The organism is Neorhizobium sp. CSC1952 (genome assembly GCF_030378245.1).
Lineage (GTDB): Bacteria > Pseudomonadota > Alphaproteobacteria > Rhizobiales > Rhizobiaceae > Neorhizobium > Neorhizobium oryzae_A.
In genome coordinates this window covers 3,777,600-3,792,616 of sequence record NZ_CP128416.1, presented here as the reverse complement: position 1 = coordinate 3,792,616, position 15,017 = coordinate 3,777,600, and the positions used below count along the sequence as shown (strand labels likewise).

14 protein-coding genes and 1 pseudogene are annotated in these 15,017 nt (G+C 63.2%); 9 read left to right on the top strand and 6 right to left on the bottom strand.

What is annotated here, in order from left to right; genetic code table 11:
- Nucleotides 1-2: 2 nt before the first annotated feature.
- The 7 genes and pseudogenes from QTA58_RS18465 (at nucleotide 3) to QTA58_RS18435 (ending at nucleotide 7,784) form a co-directional block, all read left to right on the top strand.
- A complete protein-coding gene (locus tag QTA58_RS18465; RefSeq protein ID WP_289670033.1) occupies nucleotides 3-842 on the top strand; it encodes an ABC transporter permease in 840 nt (279 codons plus the stop codon).
- 56 nt (nucleotides 843-898) lie between these two features.
- The gene (locus QTA58_RS18460) at nucleotides 899-2,479 is read left to right on the top strand and encodes an ABC transporter substrate-binding protein (RefSeq protein WP_289670032.1); all 1,581 of its coding nucleotides are present in this window, start codon (nucleotides 899-901) and stop codon (nucleotides 2,477-2,479) included.
- Complete coding sequence (locus QTA58_RS18455; protein ID WP_289670031.1) at nucleotides 2,479-3,315, top strand: creatininase family protein; 837 nt, start codon at nucleotides 2,479-2,481, stop codon at nucleotides 3,313-3,315. The genes QTA58_RS18460 and QTA58_RS18455 overlap by 1 nt, the downstream gene beginning before the upstream one ends.
- Before the next feature lie 108 nt (nucleotides 3,316-3,423).
- Nucleotides 3,424-4,679, top strand: a pseudogene (locus QTA58_RS18450) (ABC transporter ATP-binding protein); the annotation flags it as partial.
- Entirely contained in the window at nucleotides 4,676-5,353 is a 678-nt protein-coding gene (locus tag QTA58_RS18445; RefSeq protein ID WP_289670030.1) for an RraA family protein, read from the top strand. The pseudogene QTA58_RS18450 and the gene QTA58_RS18445, both read left to right, overlap by 4 nt.
- Nucleotides 5,353-6,900, top strand: coding sequence for a gamma-glutamyltransferase (locus QTA58_RS18440; RefSeq protein WP_289670028.1), 1,548 nt, complete (start codon nucleotides 5,353-5,355; stop codon nucleotides 6,898-6,900). Before QTA58_RS18445 ends, QTA58_RS18440 begins: the two co-directional genes overlap by 1 nt.
- A gap of 11 nt (nucleotides 6,901-6,911) precedes the next feature.
- Nucleotides 6,912-7,784: an N-formylglutamate amidohydrolase gene (locus QTA58_RS18435; protein WP_289670027.1), complete on the top strand. Its 873-nt coding sequence runs from the start codon at nucleotides 6,912-6,914 to the stop codon at nucleotides 7,782-7,784.
- Between the two features lie 7 nt (nucleotides 7,785-7,791).
- Here QTA58_RS18435 and QTA58_RS18430 read toward each other — a convergent pair whose 3' ends face one another.
- The 4 genes from QTA58_RS18430 to QTA58_RS18415 all read right to left on the bottom strand — a co-directional run bounded on the left by QTA58_RS18430 (nucleotide 7,792) and on the right by QTA58_RS18415 (nucleotide 11,656).
- Nucleotides 7,792-8,652, bottom strand: a complete 861-nt coding sequence (locus QTA58_RS18430) for a shikimate dehydrogenase (RefSeq protein WP_289670026.1) — start codon at nucleotides 8,650-8,652, stop codon at nucleotides 7,792-7,794.
- Nucleotides 8,653-8,713: 61 nt separating this feature from the next.
- The gene (locus tag QTA58_RS18425; protein ID WP_289670025.1) at nucleotides 8,714-9,727 is read right to left on the bottom strand and encodes a TRAP transporter substrate-binding protein; all 1,014 of its coding nucleotides are present in this window, start codon (nucleotides 9,725-9,727) and stop codon (nucleotides 8,714-8,716) included.
- A 70-nt stretch (nucleotides 9,728-9,797) separates the two neighbouring features.
- Complete coding sequence (locus QTA58_RS18420) at nucleotides 9,798-11,078, bottom strand: TRAP transporter large permease subunit (protein WP_289670023.1); 1,281 nt, start codon at nucleotides 11,076-11,078, stop codon at nucleotides 9,798-9,800.
- 11 nt (nucleotides 11,079-11,089) lie between these two features.
- On the bottom strand, nucleotides 11,090-11,656 hold the full coding sequence (locus QTA58_RS18415; protein ID WP_085424759.1) for a TRAP transporter small permease: 567 nt from the start codon (nucleotides 11,654-11,656) through the stop codon (nucleotides 11,090-11,092).
- A gap of 294 nt (nucleotides 11,657-11,950) precedes the next feature.
- Between QTA58_RS18415 and QTA58_RS18410 the strand changes: the two genes are divergently transcribed.
- Nucleotides 11,951-12,598, top strand: coding sequence for a TetR/AcrR family transcriptional regulator (locus QTA58_RS18410; protein ID WP_085424760.1), 648 nt, complete (start codon nucleotides 11,951-11,953; stop codon nucleotides 12,596-12,598).
- Between the two features lie 56 nt (nucleotides 12,599-12,654).
- Here the strand turns inward: QTA58_RS18410 and QTA58_RS18405 are convergent, their stop codons facing one another.
- Nucleotides 12,655-12,975, bottom strand: a complete 321-nt coding sequence (locus QTA58_RS18405; protein WP_289670020.1) for a hypothetical protein — start codon at nucleotides 12,973-12,975, stop codon at nucleotides 12,655-12,657.
- Between the two features lie 114 nt (nucleotides 12,976-13,089).
- Entirely contained in the window at nucleotides 13,090-14,019 is a 930-nt protein-coding gene (locus tag QTA58_RS18400; protein WP_289673215.1) for a LysR substrate-binding domain-containing protein, read from the bottom strand.
- 85 nt (nucleotides 14,020-14,104) lie between these two features.
- On the opposite strand from QTA58_RS18400, the gene QTA58_RS18395 reads away from it, so the two are divergent.
- Complete coding sequence (locus QTA58_RS18395) at nucleotides 14,105-15,013, top strand: DMT family transporter (RefSeq protein WP_289670019.1); 909 nt, start codon at nucleotides 14,105-14,107, stop codon at nucleotides 15,011-15,013.
- Nucleotides 15,014-15,017: the final 4 nt, after the last annotated feature.

Here is a 15,017-nt window from a genome sequence, read left to right as displayed (position 1 = left end):
GGATGAAGCGCGTCTCTCCAATTCTCGTTTTTGCTGTTATCGTTCTTGCGGTCGCGGTCCTCGTCGCCATCGTCGGAAATGTCTTCACGCCCTACGGCATGTCGCAGCAGAACCTGCTCGCGCGCCTGAAGCCACCGGCTTTCATGACCGGCGGCAATCCGAACTTTCCGCTCGGCACCGACCGCATCGGCCGCGACATGGTCGCCAGACTGATCGCCGGCCTGCAGATGTCGCTCTCGGTCGCGATCGCCGGCACGATCATCGGCGCGGTCTTCGGCTCATTGGTCGGCTTCATCGCCGCGCATTTCCGCGGCTGGGTCAGCGAGGCGCTGATGATGCTCGTCGACTTCCAGGCCTCCCTCCCCTTCATCCTCATCACGCTGACGCTGCTTGCCTTCTTCGGCAACAGCATGACGTTCTTTGTCATCCTGATGGGATTGTTCGGCTGGGAAAAATACGCGCGCCTCGCCCGGGGCGTAGTCCTTTCGGCGATCAACCAGCCTTATGCCAAGGCGATCGTCGCGCTCGGCGCCGGAAACGGCCGCCTCTACTTGAAGCATGTGCTGCCGAACGTGGCGAGCGCCCTGATCGTCCAGGTCACGCTCACGTTCCCGCAGATCATTCTTCTGGAAACCTCGCTCAGTTTCCTGGGCCTCGGCATTCAGGCCCCGCAAACCAGCCTCGGCCAGATCCTCGGAGATGGCCGCGACTACCTTTCGACCGCCTGGTGGATTTCGGTCTGGCCGGGCCTGGTCATTTTTCTCGTCACTCTTTCGATGAGCATCGTCGGCGACTGGTTGCGTGACCGGCTCGACCCGATGCTGCGTGCCAGAACCGCCTGAGGGGGCTGGGCTCTGGAAACGGCTTGAACACAACAGGAGCAAGGGAAGGTAGAGCCATGTTTACAAGGCGTGAAGTTGGAAGTCTCATTCTGGGAGCCGGGGCCGTTTCCCTGGCGGGCAGGCTGCCGAAGGCCTATGCACAAGAGGACCGGCCGTCGCTGACGATCGCGGTCGACAATCTCTGGGCCAACATGGCGACGATCAACGGCATCTCGACCACGTCGCGCCGCATCTTTCCCAATTTCTACGACAATCTCGTAGACCGCGACTATATCAACGACGAGAACGGCCTGATCTTCGCGCCGAAGCTCGCGACCAAATGGGAGCAGAACGGCAACGTCTGGAGCTTCACGCTGCGTGAAGGCGTGAAATTCCACGACGGCACGGAAATGACGGCGGAAGACGCCGTCTTCACGCTGTCGCCGGAGCGCCTGTGGGGGCCGAAGCCGTTCGAGCCGCGCGGCAAGACGTTTACCGCCGGCTTCAAGCGCGTCGAGGCGACCGGCAAATACACGTTCGAGATCGAAACCGAGCGGCCGGACCCGAACATTCCGAGCAAGCTCACCGGTTATATCGGCTTCGTCGTGCCGAAGAAATATTACCTGGAAGTGGGCGTCGACGGTTTCGGCCAGAAGCCGATCGGCACCGGTCCCTACAAGGTGACGACCTTCCGCTCCGGCGAGATCATGGTGCTCGAAGCCTTCGACGACTATTGGGACGGTCCGCCGCCGGTCAAGCAGATTTCCTGGAAGATCGTGCCGGAATTCGCTGCCCGCATGGCGGGCCTCGTTTCGAAGGAATTCGACTTCATCGTCAACATCCCGACCGACCAGGAAGCGACGCTCGAAGGTTACGAGGGCGTCACGCTGAAACGGGTGCTGGCCGACAACTACCCCGCCTTCGCCTTCAACACCCGTCCCGATCCGGAAGACAATCCGCTCGTCGACGCCAATCTGCGTTATGCCATGGTGCAGGCGATCGACATGAATTCGATCGTTCAGGCCCTCTTCAACGGCACGACCGAACATCCGGCCGTCCCCTTCAACTTCAAGGAATACGGCAAGTTCTACGATCCGAACCTGCCGGTGAAGCTGCCCTACGATGTGGAGGCCGCCAAGGCGCTCGTCGCCAAGACCAAATACAAGGGCGAAAGGTTGCGCTGGCACATTACCCGCCAGTTCTATCCCAACTATGAAGCGGCCGCCGAGATCATGGTCGAACAATGGCGCGAGATCGGCGTCAACGTCGATGCGGTGGTCCTCGACAATTTCGAGCTCGTCTATCGCCGGCCGTTCCATCTGATGAACATGTCGATGAGTTCGGACTTCATCCCCGGCGATCCCTACCAGCCGCTCTGGCTGGATTGGGGCCCGACGGCATCCCGCTCGACCGCCAACTGGAAGACGTGGGATCCGACGCCGGAATTCATCGAACTCGGCAAGAAATTCGATGCCGCCACCGAATTCGAGGAGCGCAAAAAGGCCTATCTGGCGCTTTCGGACGAATGGCAGCGCGTAACGCCCGGTTATTATCTCTGGAAGAGCGTCTACAACTGCGCCCACCGCGCCGGCATTGAATTCAAGTTCAAGCCGAACGGCGAAATGCGCATCTACGGCGACTACTTCAAGTTCGTATGATGACCGCTACACGCAAGCATGCGCTGAAGGACATGACGTTCGCGGAATTCCGCGAACGTCTTTCCGAAAAGCCCGTCATCCTGCTGCCTTTCGGCAGCCAGGAAGAACAGGGACCGCACGCCCCGATGGGCGATTTCATGCTGACCGAGGCGGTTGCGGCAAAGGTGGCGGAAGCCGCCGATGCGATCGTCGCGCCGACCATACCGTTCGGCTGGGCGGATTTCTTCAGGACCATCCCCGGGGGCATCCAGTTCCGGCCGTCCACCTTCTCCGCGGTCGTGGAGGATACCGTCACGGCGTTCCTCGACCACGGCATCGAACACATCCTCGTCCTGAACGGCCATACGAGCAATGCGTCGCTCTTCGACCAGACGCTGAGGCGCATCCGCGCCGAACGCGGCGTCTCCGTTCCTTTCATCAATCTCTGGCAGTCGATCCCCGATGCGCTCTGGAAGGAATTGCACGGCCCTTCGGTCGCAGCGGCCCGCGGCCATGGCGGCGATCCGCTGACCTCCATCTATCTGCATCTCTTCCCCGAACTGATGCGCATGGATCTTGCCAGGCCTTCGGTTCGCACCAAAGCCTTCGGGCTGCCGACCGGCGGCGTCAACAATGTCCAGTTCGAGGGCATGCCCGTGCATGTGCCGCTCGACTGCCATGAGGTGAATGCCGACGGCATGCTGGGCGGCGATCCGTCACTCGCCAGTGCCGAGAAGGGCGCGAAAATGGTCGAGCATCTTGTGGGCTTCTGCGCCCGTTTCGTCGAGCATATGCGCCGTTGCGACATGCGTTCGGTGACAGCCTTCACGCCGGAAGAAACAAGGGCGATCTCATGAGCAGCGAGCGGCTTTCGATCGAGCATCTGAACGTGCCCCTGCCGCTGGGCGCAGATCGGCGTTTCGCGGTCGAGGACCTGTCGCTGACGGTGAGCAAAGGTGAAATCCTCTCAGGCGGAGATCCGCCGGAAGGTGATCGATCTTTTCCGGGAGGTACAGCTCCCGAACCCCGAACTTTCCGGCGGCGGCCAGCGCCAGCGCGTGATGATCGCGATGGCGCTCGCGCTCGATCCGACGTTCTGATTGCCGACGAACCGACGACCGCGCTCGATGTCACCACGCAGGCGCAGATCCTCGAATTGATCCGCAAGATCCAGCGGCGCAAGAACATGAGCATCATCTTCATCACCCACGATTTCGGTGTGGTGGCCGAGATCGCCGACCGCGTCGCCGTCATGCAGATGGGCAGGCTGGTCGAGATCGGCACGCGCGACGAAATCCTCAATCACCCCAGGGAAGATTACACCCGCCGGCTGCTTGCCGCCGTGCCGACGCTGACGCCCCGCAAGGAACGCGAGGGCCTCGGCAATCCGGTTCTTGTCGCAAGGAACATCGTGAAAACCTTTACCCGTTCGGGACTGTTCGGCAGCGGCCGCACGGTGAAGGCGGTGGACGATGTCGACATCACCATCCGCCGCGGCGAAACGCTCGGGCTCGTTGGCGAATCCGGCTCCGGCAAATCGACGCTGGCGCAGTGCGTCATCCGCCTTGTGCAGCCGGAAAGCGGCGATATCCTCATCTCAGGCGGCGATTTCGCCGGCCTTTCCGGCAAGGCGCTGCGCGAAGCGCGCCGCAAGGTGCAGATCGTCTTCCAGGATCCCTATACCGCCCTCGACCCGCGCCAGAAGGTCGGCGACTCCATCGCCGAAGGACCGATCATCCACGGGCTCGACCGCAAGGCGGCCATGGCGCGCGCACTCGATCTGCTGGAAGCCTGCGGGCTCGACCGCGCTACCGCGAACCGTTTCCCGCATGAATTCTCCGGCGGTCAGCGGCAGCGCATCTGCATTGCCCGGGCGCTTGCCGTCGAGCCGGAGCTTCTGATTGCCGACGAGAGCGTTTCCGCGCTCGATGTCTCGGTCCAGGCACAGGTCCTGAAACTCTTGGCCGACATGCAGGCGCGGCTCGGCTTCGGCATTCTCTTCATCACCCATGACCTGCGCGTCGCGAGCCAGATCTGCGACAACATCGCGGTAATGAAGAACGGCAGGATCGTCGAGCGGGGCGATCCTGCATCGCTCTTCGGCGCGCCTAAGGAAGCCTACACGAAAGAACTGCTCGCCGCCGTGCCCGGCAAGAGCTGGCAGCACCACGCGAGTGAAAACGAGGCCGGAGAGCCAAAACTCCGGAAGGAAGCACCATGAAGAAATACCAGATCGGCTCCGTGCCGAAACAGGTCGATGCCGAACTCGTCCGCAAGTTCGAGAGCGTCGAGGTGGCGACGATCGGCCATTTCCGTCATCGCGGTTTCGTGCGCCATTCGATCACGCCGGTGGTCGAGCCGAAAAAGACCCTGGTCGGCACGGCGGTGACGGTGGCGATCCCCGGCACCGATTCCACGCTGCTGCATCACGCGATCGGCTTTCTGCGTCCCGGCGACTTCCTGTTCGTCGACCGGCTCGGCGACGACCGGCACGCCTGCATCGGCGGCGGCGTCGCCTTCGCGATCAGGACGGCGGGTGCGATCGGCGTCGCGATCGATGGCCCCTGCACGGACGTGGAGGAGATCGTCGAGCTCGGCATGCCGCTCTGGTGCCGCGGCGTCTCGGGCATCACGACAAGGCTCAACGATCTCGGCGGTGCGCTGAACCTTCCCGTCTCCTGCGGCAACGTCCCGATATTGCCGGGCGATGTCGTCGTCGCCGATGCGAGCGGCATCGTGGTCATCCCGATCGACGAGGCCGACGAGGTCGTCGAGGAGGCGATGGCGCGGCAGGCCCGCGCCGGCCGTAACAAGGACAAGGTCGCGGCCGGGGAAAAGCTCGGCGACCTCTCGGGTGCAAGCCGCCTCATTGCCGCCGCGCTGGAGCAGAAGTGATGGAAAATCCGCAATACAACCACCTGCGCGTCGAGCGCGGCATCTATCGCAAGGTAGCGGGCGTCAGCGAACGCGGCGTCGTCACCTCGCAGCATTACGCGGCGGCCGAGGCAGGCGCCGCGGTTCTGTCGGCGGGCGGCAATGCCGTCGATGCCGCGGTGACCGCCGCCTTCACCTTGCAGACCGTAGAGCCGTGGATGACCAGCCTCGCCGCGTGCGGTTACATGCTGGTCGCCCAGCCGGACGGCAAGGTCGAGGTCGTAGAATTCACCGGCCGGGTTCCTTCCCGCTTCGACGAGGAATTTTACAAACCCGATCCCACGATCAAGACCTTCATCGGCCATCCGGCCTCGATCGACAACCGCAATGTCCGCGGCTTCACCGCTGCCGTCGTGCCGGGCTGCGTGCGCGGCTTCGCCGAGGCCCTGAAACGCTACGGCACGATCGGCTTCGACCGGGCGCTGACGCCGGCCATCGAGCGTGCCCGCAAGGGCATGTATGTGGACTGGCACACGACGCTGGCGATCGCGATCGCCGAGGGCGATCTCGCCATGGATCCGGGGACACGGTCGATCTTCCTCCCGGACGGCCACGCGCCCGAGCCCGGCGCCACACTGCCCTTGTCCCAGCTCGCCGGAACCCTGGAGCAGCTCGCAGGAGAAGGTCCGGATGCCCTCTATGGCGGCGCGATCGGCGAAAGGCTCGTTGCCGACCTGAATGCCGGCGGCAGTTCGATCACGCTGGAGAACATGGCGAACTATGCGCCGCTTCTCTATCCGTCCCAGACCATGCCGCTGCAGGGCAAGACCGTGCATGTGGCGGGAGAAACCAGCGCCGGCCAGCGGCTCTTCGACGCGCTCGATCACTTCGACAGGAAGCGCGGCAAAGGCCCGGTCGATGCCGGCTTCTTCACCGCCATGGCCGAAGCCCTCTGGGAAAGCTTCGGCGCCCACCGCAAGCGCCTCAACCCGGCCGAGACGAACGGCAAGACCAGCACGACCCAGGTCAACGCCGTGGATTCCGAAGGCCGCATGGTGGCGATCACCTTCACGCTGCTCAACCGTTTTGGCGCCCGCGCGCTCTCACCCTCGACAGGCATCCTCCTGAACAACGGCATGTCGTGGTTCGACCCGACGCCGGGCCGCGCAAACTCGCTGAAGCCTAACGCCTATGCGCCGAGCAACATGTGCCCCGTCGCGATCACCGACGAGAACGGTCCCTTCGCGGCCTATGGTGCTGCCGGCGGCAACCAGATCGTCCCCGCGCTCGCGCAGCTCACCGGCATGATCCTGCATGCCGGCCTCGATATCGAGGAGGCGATGAACCTGCCGCGCATGACGACGGGCCCGCATAGCGACGTCATCTTCAATGTCGACATGCCGGCCGACCAGATCGAGGCGCTCGAAAAGATCGCCAGGGTGAAGCCGGCTGCCGCGGTCGTCTATCCCCGTCCCTTCGCCGCGCCCGGCATGGTGGGCCGGCGCGGCAGAGCCTTCGTCGGCATGCCCGACATCACCTATCCGGCCGCCTACGCCGCTACAGCCTGAATGGGGCTTCCATGACCGACCTGACCTTCGCTCCCGTCGATATCGACGGCGTTCTCCAGATCATTCCGCCGACCGCACCGGCGGTTCCGCTGGTCTTCGACTCGCCCCATAGCGGGCTGGTGATCCCGGATTTCGAACGGATCGTTCCGGACGAGTTGGTACGTATCGCAGCCGACACCTATGTGGACGACCTCTTCGGCTTCGCGCCGTCGATCGGCGCGCCGCTGTTGATCGCGCACTTTCCGCGCAGTTTCCTCGATTTGAACCGTTCGCTGAAGGACGTCGACCTGGAAATGGTGGAAGGCGAATGGCCGCATCCGGTACGCGACAGCGCGTCTGCCCGCCGCGGCATGGGGCTCACCTGGCGTTATGCCTGGGGCGACACGCCGATGTATGGACGCAAGTTCACCGCGAAGGAACTGGAAGACCGCATCGATACCTATTGGCGGCCCTATCACCGCGAGATCGTCCGGCTGCTGGATGAGACATATGCGGCCTTCGGCAAGGTCTACCACGTCAACTGCCATTCCATGCCGGCGGTCGGCCACGTGCTCTCGCCGGATCCGGCCGGCACGGTGCGCAAGGACGTCGTCGTCGGAGATTACGACGGACAGGCAAGCGAACCGGATTTTGTCAGGCTGGTTGTCGAGACGCTGGAAGCCTTCGGCTATTCGGTCTCGCTCAACATCCCCTTCCGTGGCGCCGAACTGGTTTCCGCCTATTCTGCGCCGGCAAGGAACCGCCACAGCATCCAGATCGAGCTCAACCGCAAGCTCTATATGGACGAGGTCAGCCGGGAGAAGACCGCCGGCTACGGCGAGCTGAAAGCCAATCTCGCCAAGCTCGGCCATGTCATGCGCGACTACGTGACCGGCAAGGCCTGAAACGGTTCTACGCCGTCATGCTCTGGAAATGCCGCATCATGCGGGCGGCATCCGGCTCACGGCCGGTGATGAGCTGGAAGGCGCCCACCGCCTGGAAGACCGCCATGCCGCCGCCATCCAGAACCCGGCAGCCGCGCCTTTTCGCTTGCTTCAGGAGCTCGGTTTCCAGAGGAAAATAGACGATCTCCGCCACCCAGTGATGGGGCTGGAGCAGTCCAGGCGGCAGCGGTATGCCGGGATATTTCACCATGCCTGTCGGCGTGGCGTGGATAAGCCCGGATGCGGCCTCCACGGCGGAGGTTATGTCGCCGGGTGCCCGGATGGTTGCTTTCGGAAAGAGCGATGACATCGTCTCGGCCAATTGCTCGGCCTTCTCCTGCTCCCGGTCGAAGACCGTCAGCGCCTTCAGGCCGAGAGAAAGGACTGCATAGGCGGTGGCGACACCCGCTCCGCCGGCGCCGATCTGGACCGCGGCGGTGAGGTCGGCCCCCGGCAGGCCGCGCCGAAAGCTCTCGGCAAAGCCCCACCAGTCCGTGTTGTGCCCAAGCCGCCTGCCATCCTTCAGCACCACCGTGTTGACGGCTCCGAGCGCTCGCGCCTCTTCGGAAAGTTCGTCGAGATAGGAGATGACGAGTTGCTTGCAGGGATGGGTGATGTTGAGACCGCTCAAACCCCTCTCTTCCGCATCCTTGAGCAGGTCCGGCAGGCTCTCGGTCGTCAGCCCCAGCTGGGCGAGATCGATCAGCTCGTATTCATAGCGGAAACCCTGTGCGTCGCCTTCCTTCATATGCATGGAAGGCGTCAGTGATGCCTGTATGCCGGAGCCGATCAGCCCGGCCTTCAAAGGTTTCAGCAATGTCTCGGCCATAGCGCTCTAGCCCCGTCTGCATGATGAAGCCGGCCCGCCGGCAAAGCGGGCCGGCGAGGTCTTACTGCTTGCGAACCGCGTCCAGCTCCTTGAAGAGCAGCGACACCGTGTCGGCGCCGATATTGGCGCTGAACTTGTCGATCAGCGGCTTCACCGCATCACGCAGCTTCTGCGTCTCTTCCGGGCTGAGTTCGGTCACCTGCATGCCGGTCGACTTGATCTCTTCGAGCGCCTTGGCGTCCGCTTCCCGCGAAACCTTGCGCTGGAAGTCCCGGGCCTCTACGGCGGCCGATTGCAGGATCGCCTTCTCCTCGTCGTTGAGGCCGTCCCAGAACTTCTTGCTGATCAGCACGATCTGCGGATTGTACTGATGACGGGTGACCGTCAGGTACTTCTGCACTTCGTAGAACTTGGCGTTGATGATGTTCGCGAAGGGATTTTCCTGGCCGTCGACCGTGCCGGTTTCGAGCGCGGTATAGAGTTCGGTATAGGGCAGCGGCACCGCGTTTGCGCCGAGGCTGTTGAAGAGCTCGATCGGGATCGGCGACTGGAGCGTACGGATCTTCAGGCCCTTGATGTCCTCAAACTTGGCAACCGGATGGCGGTTGTTGGTGAGATTGCGGAAACCGAGCTCCCAATAGGCGAGGCCCACGAGGCCGGTCGCCGGCAGCTTGTCGGTGAGACTCTTGCCGAACGGACCGTCCATCACCTTGTCGGCCTCTTCGCCGCTGTTGAAGAGGAACGGCAGATCGACCGCGCCGAAGTCCTTCACGTTGCTGGCAAGGATGCCGGCGTTCAGAACCAGCATCTCGACCACACCGCCCTGCAGCGCGGAGACGGTCTGAACGTCGCCGCCAAGCACGCCGCCCGGGAAAAGCCTCACGTCGATCTTGCCGCCGCTCTTCTCCTTGACGATCTCGGCGAATTTCTCCATGCCGGTGACCTGCGGATGGCCCTTGTTGTTGGCGGCCGCGAATTTCAGCGTATGCGCACGGATCTCGGCGGATGCCGTGCCCGCGAAGAGAAGCGCCGGAATGGCAATCCCGAGCGCCAGTTTCATTACCTTGTTGAACATGCTTTCCTCCCTCTGATGGCCGCGATCCTCCACGGCCGGTTGACATTGCACTGCTAAGGACCTTCCGGCCTCAATGCCCGAACCAGGCAACCGGCACGGTCACCAGCTGCGGGAAGAGGACGAGAAGGAAAAGGACGATCAGTTCGGCGATCATGAAGGGCATGACGCCTTTCATGAGGTCTTCCATCGACAGCTTCGAGACGCCGCAGATGACGTTGAGCACGGTGCCGACGGGCGGCGTGATGAGGCCGATCGAATTGTTGATGATGAACAGCACGCCGAAATAGACCGGATCGATGCCCGCCTGCTTGATGATCGGCATCAGCACCGGCGTCATCACGAGAATGGTCGGCGTCATGTCCATGGCCGTCCCGACGACGACGATCAGCACCATGATCGCAATGAGCAGCAGCGTCTGGTTGTCCATCAGCGGCTCGATCAGCTTCACGAGGTCGCCGGGCACGTCGGCAACGGTGATCAGCCAGGCGGAGACCGCCGCACAGGCAACCAGGAACATCACGACGGCGGTGATCTTGGCGGCTGCGACGAAGACCTCGAAGAGCCGCGAGAGCGGCAGCTCGCGATAGACCACCATCGAGACGAAGAGTGAGTAAACCGCCGCAACGACGCCTGCCTCGGTCGGCGTGAAGACGCCGAATTTCAGGCCGACGATGATGATGACCGGCAGCATCAGCGCCCAGATGCTGTCGAGGAAGGCCTTGAGGCGCACCTCGCCGCTCTGTCGTCTCGGCAGTTCGAACTGCTCCTTGCGCGCGACGAGCAGCCAGGTGATGCAGAGCGCGAGCGCGATCAGCAGGCCGGGAACGATGCCGGCAAGGAAAAGCTTGGTGATCGAGACGCCGCCAATGACGCCGTAGAGGATGAAGCCGATCGACGGCGGGATGATCGGGCCGATGATCGACGCGGAGGCGAGCAGACCGCCCGTGCGGGCCGGATCATGGCCGGACTTGATCATCATCGGGAAAAGCAGCGCCCCGAGCGCCGCCGCATCCGCCACGGCAGAACCGGAAAGGCTCGAAAGGATGCAGGCCGCGAAGATCGCCACGAAGCCGAGGCCGCCGCGAATATGGCCGACCATGGCCATGGCGAGATTGACGATACGCTTCGACAATCCGCCGGTGTTCATGACCTCGCCGGCAAGCAGGAAGAAGGGGACCGCCATCAGCGGAAAACTGTCGGCTCCGTTCAGGACGTTCTGCGCGACGATCTGAGCGTCGAAAATGTCCATGTACATCATCAGCGCGACGCCGCTGAGGATCAGGGCAAAGGCGATCGGCACGCCGAGCGCCATGGGGCCGAGAAGCGCGCCGAGGAAAACGGTAAGCGTCATGATCCGTCTCCTCAGACCTTGGTGCCGCCGGCGGCGGTCGCCGCCGCTTCGGGATGATCGTCGAGGGCGACCTCTTCCTCGCTGTCGCGCACGAGCTGCGCGGTCGCAATGTCGATGCGGCCGGCCGCCACCTGGAACGCATCCCAGAGGATGATGAGGAAGGTCGGCACACCGAAGGCGAGGCCTGCGCCGTAGAACCAGCCCATGGAAATGCCCGTCGCCGGCATCGAGGCCGGCAGGTTGATGAGTGTCTGCGTCCAGCTTCCACTGATCATCAGCCAGGTTGCGACAAGCATCAGGCCCTGCCCCAGCAGAACCGCGATCCTGGCTCCGGCCGGCGGCAGGCGCTTCAGCAACGAATCGACCCCGAGATGGCCATGCTCGCGCATGGCGACGACGGCCCCGAGGAATGTCAGCCAGATGAAGAAGACGCGCGACAGCTCTTCCGAAATCGTGATGCCCTGATTGAAGGCGTAGCGCAGCACGACGTTGCCGAAGACCAGCACGACCATGCCCGCCAGAAGCAGCGCGATGATGATCTTCAGTACGAAGAAGTAAAAATCGATGATCCGTGTCATTTTCCAGTCCTCCCAAGGCCCTGCCATCGAATGGTGACAGGCGTGACCGCTCAAGCAGCGACCCGATCACGCGCTTTGACAAGTGCCTTTGCCAGAACCACCTCCTCAGGGATCGACTGGCATGGCTCGTAAAATGTACGAACTAGTGAGTATGTCAAGCGCGATCTATTGAAAGCTGCCTCCGGCCCCGCTATGACTTTGGAAAAAATGCGGAAAAACCGGTGTGGATAATTGGGGAGCCGGGACGCGCTTCCGCAAGACAGGTGAACAAGGGTGGAGAAAGCGGCTTCGGAGATGGCAGCAAGACGCGAAAACGGCAGGAAGAATGATCCGCAGCGCACCCAGGAGGACATCCTGGAAGTCGCGACGGAAGAGTTTTCCACCCACGGCCTCGCCGGCGGTCGCGTCGACGCGATCGCGGAAAAGACCCGCACCTCGAAGCGGATGATCTACTATTATTTCGGCAGCAAGGAAGGGCTCTACCTGGCAGTCCTGGAACGTGCCTATCGCAAGATCCGCACGTTGGAAGCGGATCTCCAGCTTTCCAACCTGCCGCCGGAGCAGGCGCTGCGCGTGCTGATCTCGACGACGTTCGAGCACGATGAAACAAATCCGGATTTCGTCCGCCTCGTCAGCATCGAGAACATCCATCACGCCGCCCACATGCTGCGTTCGGAGGCGATCCGCGACTTGAACGTCTCGGTTATCGAGACGATCGCCGCAATCCTGGAACGCGGCGCCGCCGAAGGCGTGTTCACCCGCAAGGCGGATCCGATCGACATCCATATGCTGATCAGCGCCTTCTGCTTCTTCCGCGTCTCGAACCGCTACACCTTCAGCACCATCTTCCGCCGCGATCTCTCCGAAGCGGCGACGATGGAGCGGCACAAGGGAATGATCGCCGATGCGGTGGTCAGCTATCTTCAGGGCAAAGCCGGCTAACCGGGGGCGCAATACGACCGCAATCCGATGATCGCCGACGGCACCCCACCGGCAGCTCAATGTTGCCGGTCGATCAGGATGCGCATGATCGCCACCCGCTCGGGCAGCGCGACGAGAAATTCGGGATCCCGGTCGAGGTGATGCACTTTGTCGGGATCGCCGCCGGTGAACGCCGCCATGGACTCGAAATCGGGCCAATAGGAGGTGGTCACGAACTCCGTCTCCTCACCCAGCTCCTCGCGGAAGAGCTGCACGGCAAGTGCGGTTTTCACGAGCGGCGGAATGCCCACCTCTCGCAAATATGCTTCATATTGGTCGGCGATCTTTGCGGGCGTCCGACCCCGCCAGATTCTCGCGATCGTTGCCTTGCTGTTCATGGAATGCTCCTCCGTCTTGGTTTGCCGGAGCAAGTAGAACCACGACACGAACAGGCAAGTATCGCCCCTCAGAAGACACCTTTCAGACATCCGAAAGCGCAACCCTGCCCGCCCTTATCCCCTGCCCCGGCCGGGAGCAAGGAAGGCGGCGATCGCTGTCTCGTCATGACCGGCAGCCTCCAGGAACCGGCGCGCGAATTCGGCCGCCGAACCTTTCAGCGCGTCGTTGGGGCGGATCAGATGAAACGCCAGATGATGATCGATCGTCCTCTCCGAAACCGCAACGAGCCGGCCGGATGCCAAAGCCGCATCGACAAGCGGCGGGCGGGCAAGCGCGATCCCGATACCTTGCGCGCAGGCATCGATCACCAGATTATAGTCTTCGAAGCGTCGGTCCTGACCCCGCGGCACGTACTCCACCCCTTCGGCAGCCAGCCAGCGACGCCAGCCCTCGATGTTGGAATCGTGCAGGATCGGCAGCTCGAGCAATGCCTTGGCGTCCGGGCATGGCCCCAGCCGGTCGGTCAGCGCAGGCGATGCAATCGGGAAAAGCTTCTCCTGCCAGAGCGGCAGGCTGCGCACGCCGGCCCAGGGCCCCTTGCCGCAGCGGATCGCCAGATCGATCCCTTCGCTGAAATCCGCCAGGCGATGCTCCAGGATCATGTCGAGATGGATGTCGTTTGCCTCCAGCATCGGCAGGCGCGAAAACAGCCAAAGCGAGGCGACCGAGGGCGTCACCGAAAGCCGGACCACCGTCTTGCTGCGGCGAGGCCGCCAGCGTTCGTCGGAATCGCCGAGCAGCGCCAGCGCTTCCTCCGCCCGTGCAAAAAAGCGCGCGCCCTCCGGCGTCAGCGTCACGCCCCGTGCCTCGCGCGAGAAAAGCCGCACGCCCATCCAGCGCTCCAGGCGCGCTACCTGCCGCGAGACGGCGCCATGAGTGACGCCGCCCTCTTCCGCTGCGGCGGAGAACGAGCCAAGCCTGGCGGCGCGCGCAAAGGTTTCGAGCGTGTCGAGCGGCGGCAAGGTCTGCGAGCTGTGAACCATAAGCACATATGATCATCGATCTCGATGCTTTTCAAGCACGGATCAAGAGCGTAAGCCGGCGAGCACAAACATGGATGGAGCGGACATGAGCGCGGTTCCGATGAACGAAAGTGCCGGGAACGAAAGACAGGGATTTGATGCGATCGCTTTCCTGGCGATCCTGGTGACCATCGTCTTCTGGGCGTCATCCTTCGTGGTGATCCGCATCTGCCTCGGCCCGCTGACGCCGGTCGAACTCGCGGCAGCGCGTTACGTGGGAGCCGCGCTGATTGCCGCCGTCTATCTCGCCGCCGTTCGGCCGGCGCTTCCCGCCAGACGCGATCTTCTGCGCCTCACAGTCGCCGGCGTGCTCTTCATCGCGGCCTATGCCGTTCTCTTGAACATGGGTGAACGCACCGTGGCGGCAGGCCCCGCAAGCTTCATCATCAACACCATGCCGGTCTTCACCGCCCTTATCGCCACCTTCGCGCTCGGCGAGAAATTCGGGCGCTGGGGCTGGGTCGGAACGGCGATCTCCTTCGCCGGCGTGGCGCTGATCGCCGCTTCGAGCGACGCGGGCTTCGATCTCGATCCGAACGCGGTCCTCATCCTCGGCGCGGCCCTCTGCTCCGCCATTGCGAGCGTGTTGCAGAAGCCGATCCTCGGCCGCATGCCGGCGCTGGCCGTCACGGCCTGGCTGCTGCTGATCGGCGCCATTCCATTGCTGCCGGCCGTCCCGGCGACCGTTCAAGCGCTCGCCGCCGCGCCAGCCGAGGTGAATTGGGGCGTTGCCTATCTGGTGCTTTTCCCGACGGCCATCGGCTACGTCACCTGGGCGATCGCATTGAAACGGCTTTCCGCTGCCCGGGCGGCCAATTTCCTCTACGGCGTTCCGCCGACCGCAACGCTTATCGGCTTCGTCTGGCTGGGCGAAGTCCCGACGCCGATCGGCGCAATCGGAGGGGTCATGGCCATTCTCGGCGTCCTGGTCGTCAACCTGATGCGGAAAAGATAGAGCC

Excerpts from the sequence above, each read along its gene's own strand:
- QTA58_RS18465 (WP_289670033.1), top strand. The coding sequence starts at position 3 with ATGAAGCGCGTCTCTCCAATTCTCGTTTTTGCTGTTATCGTTCTTGCG.
- QTA58_RS18460 (WP_289670032.1), top strand. The coding sequence starts at position 899 with ATGTTTACAAGGCGTGAAGTTGGAAGTCTCATTCTGGGAGCCGGGGCC.
- QTA58_RS18455 (WP_289670031.1), top strand. The coding sequence starts at position 2,479 with ATGACCGCTACACGCAAGCATGCGCTGAAGGACATGACGTTCGCGGAA.
- QTA58_RS18445 (WP_289670030.1), top strand. The coding sequence starts at position 4,676 with ATGAAGAAATACCAGATCGGCTCCGTGCCGAAACAGGTCGATGCCGAA.
- QTA58_RS18440 (WP_289670028.1), top strand. The coding sequence starts at position 5,353 with ATGGAAAATCCGCAATACAACCACCTGCGCGTCGAGCGCGGCATCTAT.
- QTA58_RS18435 (WP_289670027.1), top strand. The coding sequence starts at position 6,912 with ATGACCGACCTGACCTTCGCTCCCGTCGATATCGACGGCGTTCTCCAG.
- QTA58_RS18430 (WP_289670026.1), bottom strand. The coding sequence starts at position 8,652 with ATGGCCGAGACATTGCTGAAACCTTTGAAGGCCGGGCTGATCGGCTCC.
- QTA58_RS18425 (WP_289670025.1), bottom strand. The coding sequence starts at position 9,727 with ATGTTCAACAAGGTAATGAAACTGGCGCTCGGGATTGCCATTCCGGCG.
- QTA58_RS18420 (WP_289670023.1), bottom strand. The coding sequence starts at position 11,078 with ATGACGCTTACCGTTTTCCTCGGCGCGCTTCTCGGCCCCATGGCGCTC.
- QTA58_RS18415 (WP_085424759.1), bottom strand. The coding sequence starts at position 11,656 with ATGACACGGATCATCGATTTTTACTTCTTCGTACTGAAGATCATCATC.
- QTA58_RS18410 (WP_085424760.1), top strand. The coding sequence starts at position 11,951 with ATGGCAGCAAGACGCGAAAACGGCAGGAAGAATGATCCGCAGCGCACC.
- QTA58_RS18405 (WP_289670020.1), bottom strand. The coding sequence starts at position 12,975 with ATGAACAGCAAGGCAACGATCGCGAGAATCTGGCGGGGTCGGACGCCC.
- QTA58_RS18400 (WP_289673215.1), bottom strand. The coding sequence starts at position 14,019 with ATGGTTCACAGCTCGCAGACCTTGCCGCCGCTCGACACGCTCGAAACC.
- QTA58_RS18395 (WP_289670019.1), top strand. The coding sequence starts at position 14,105 with ATGAGCGCGGTTCCGATGAACGAAAGTGCCGGGAACGAAAGACAGGGA.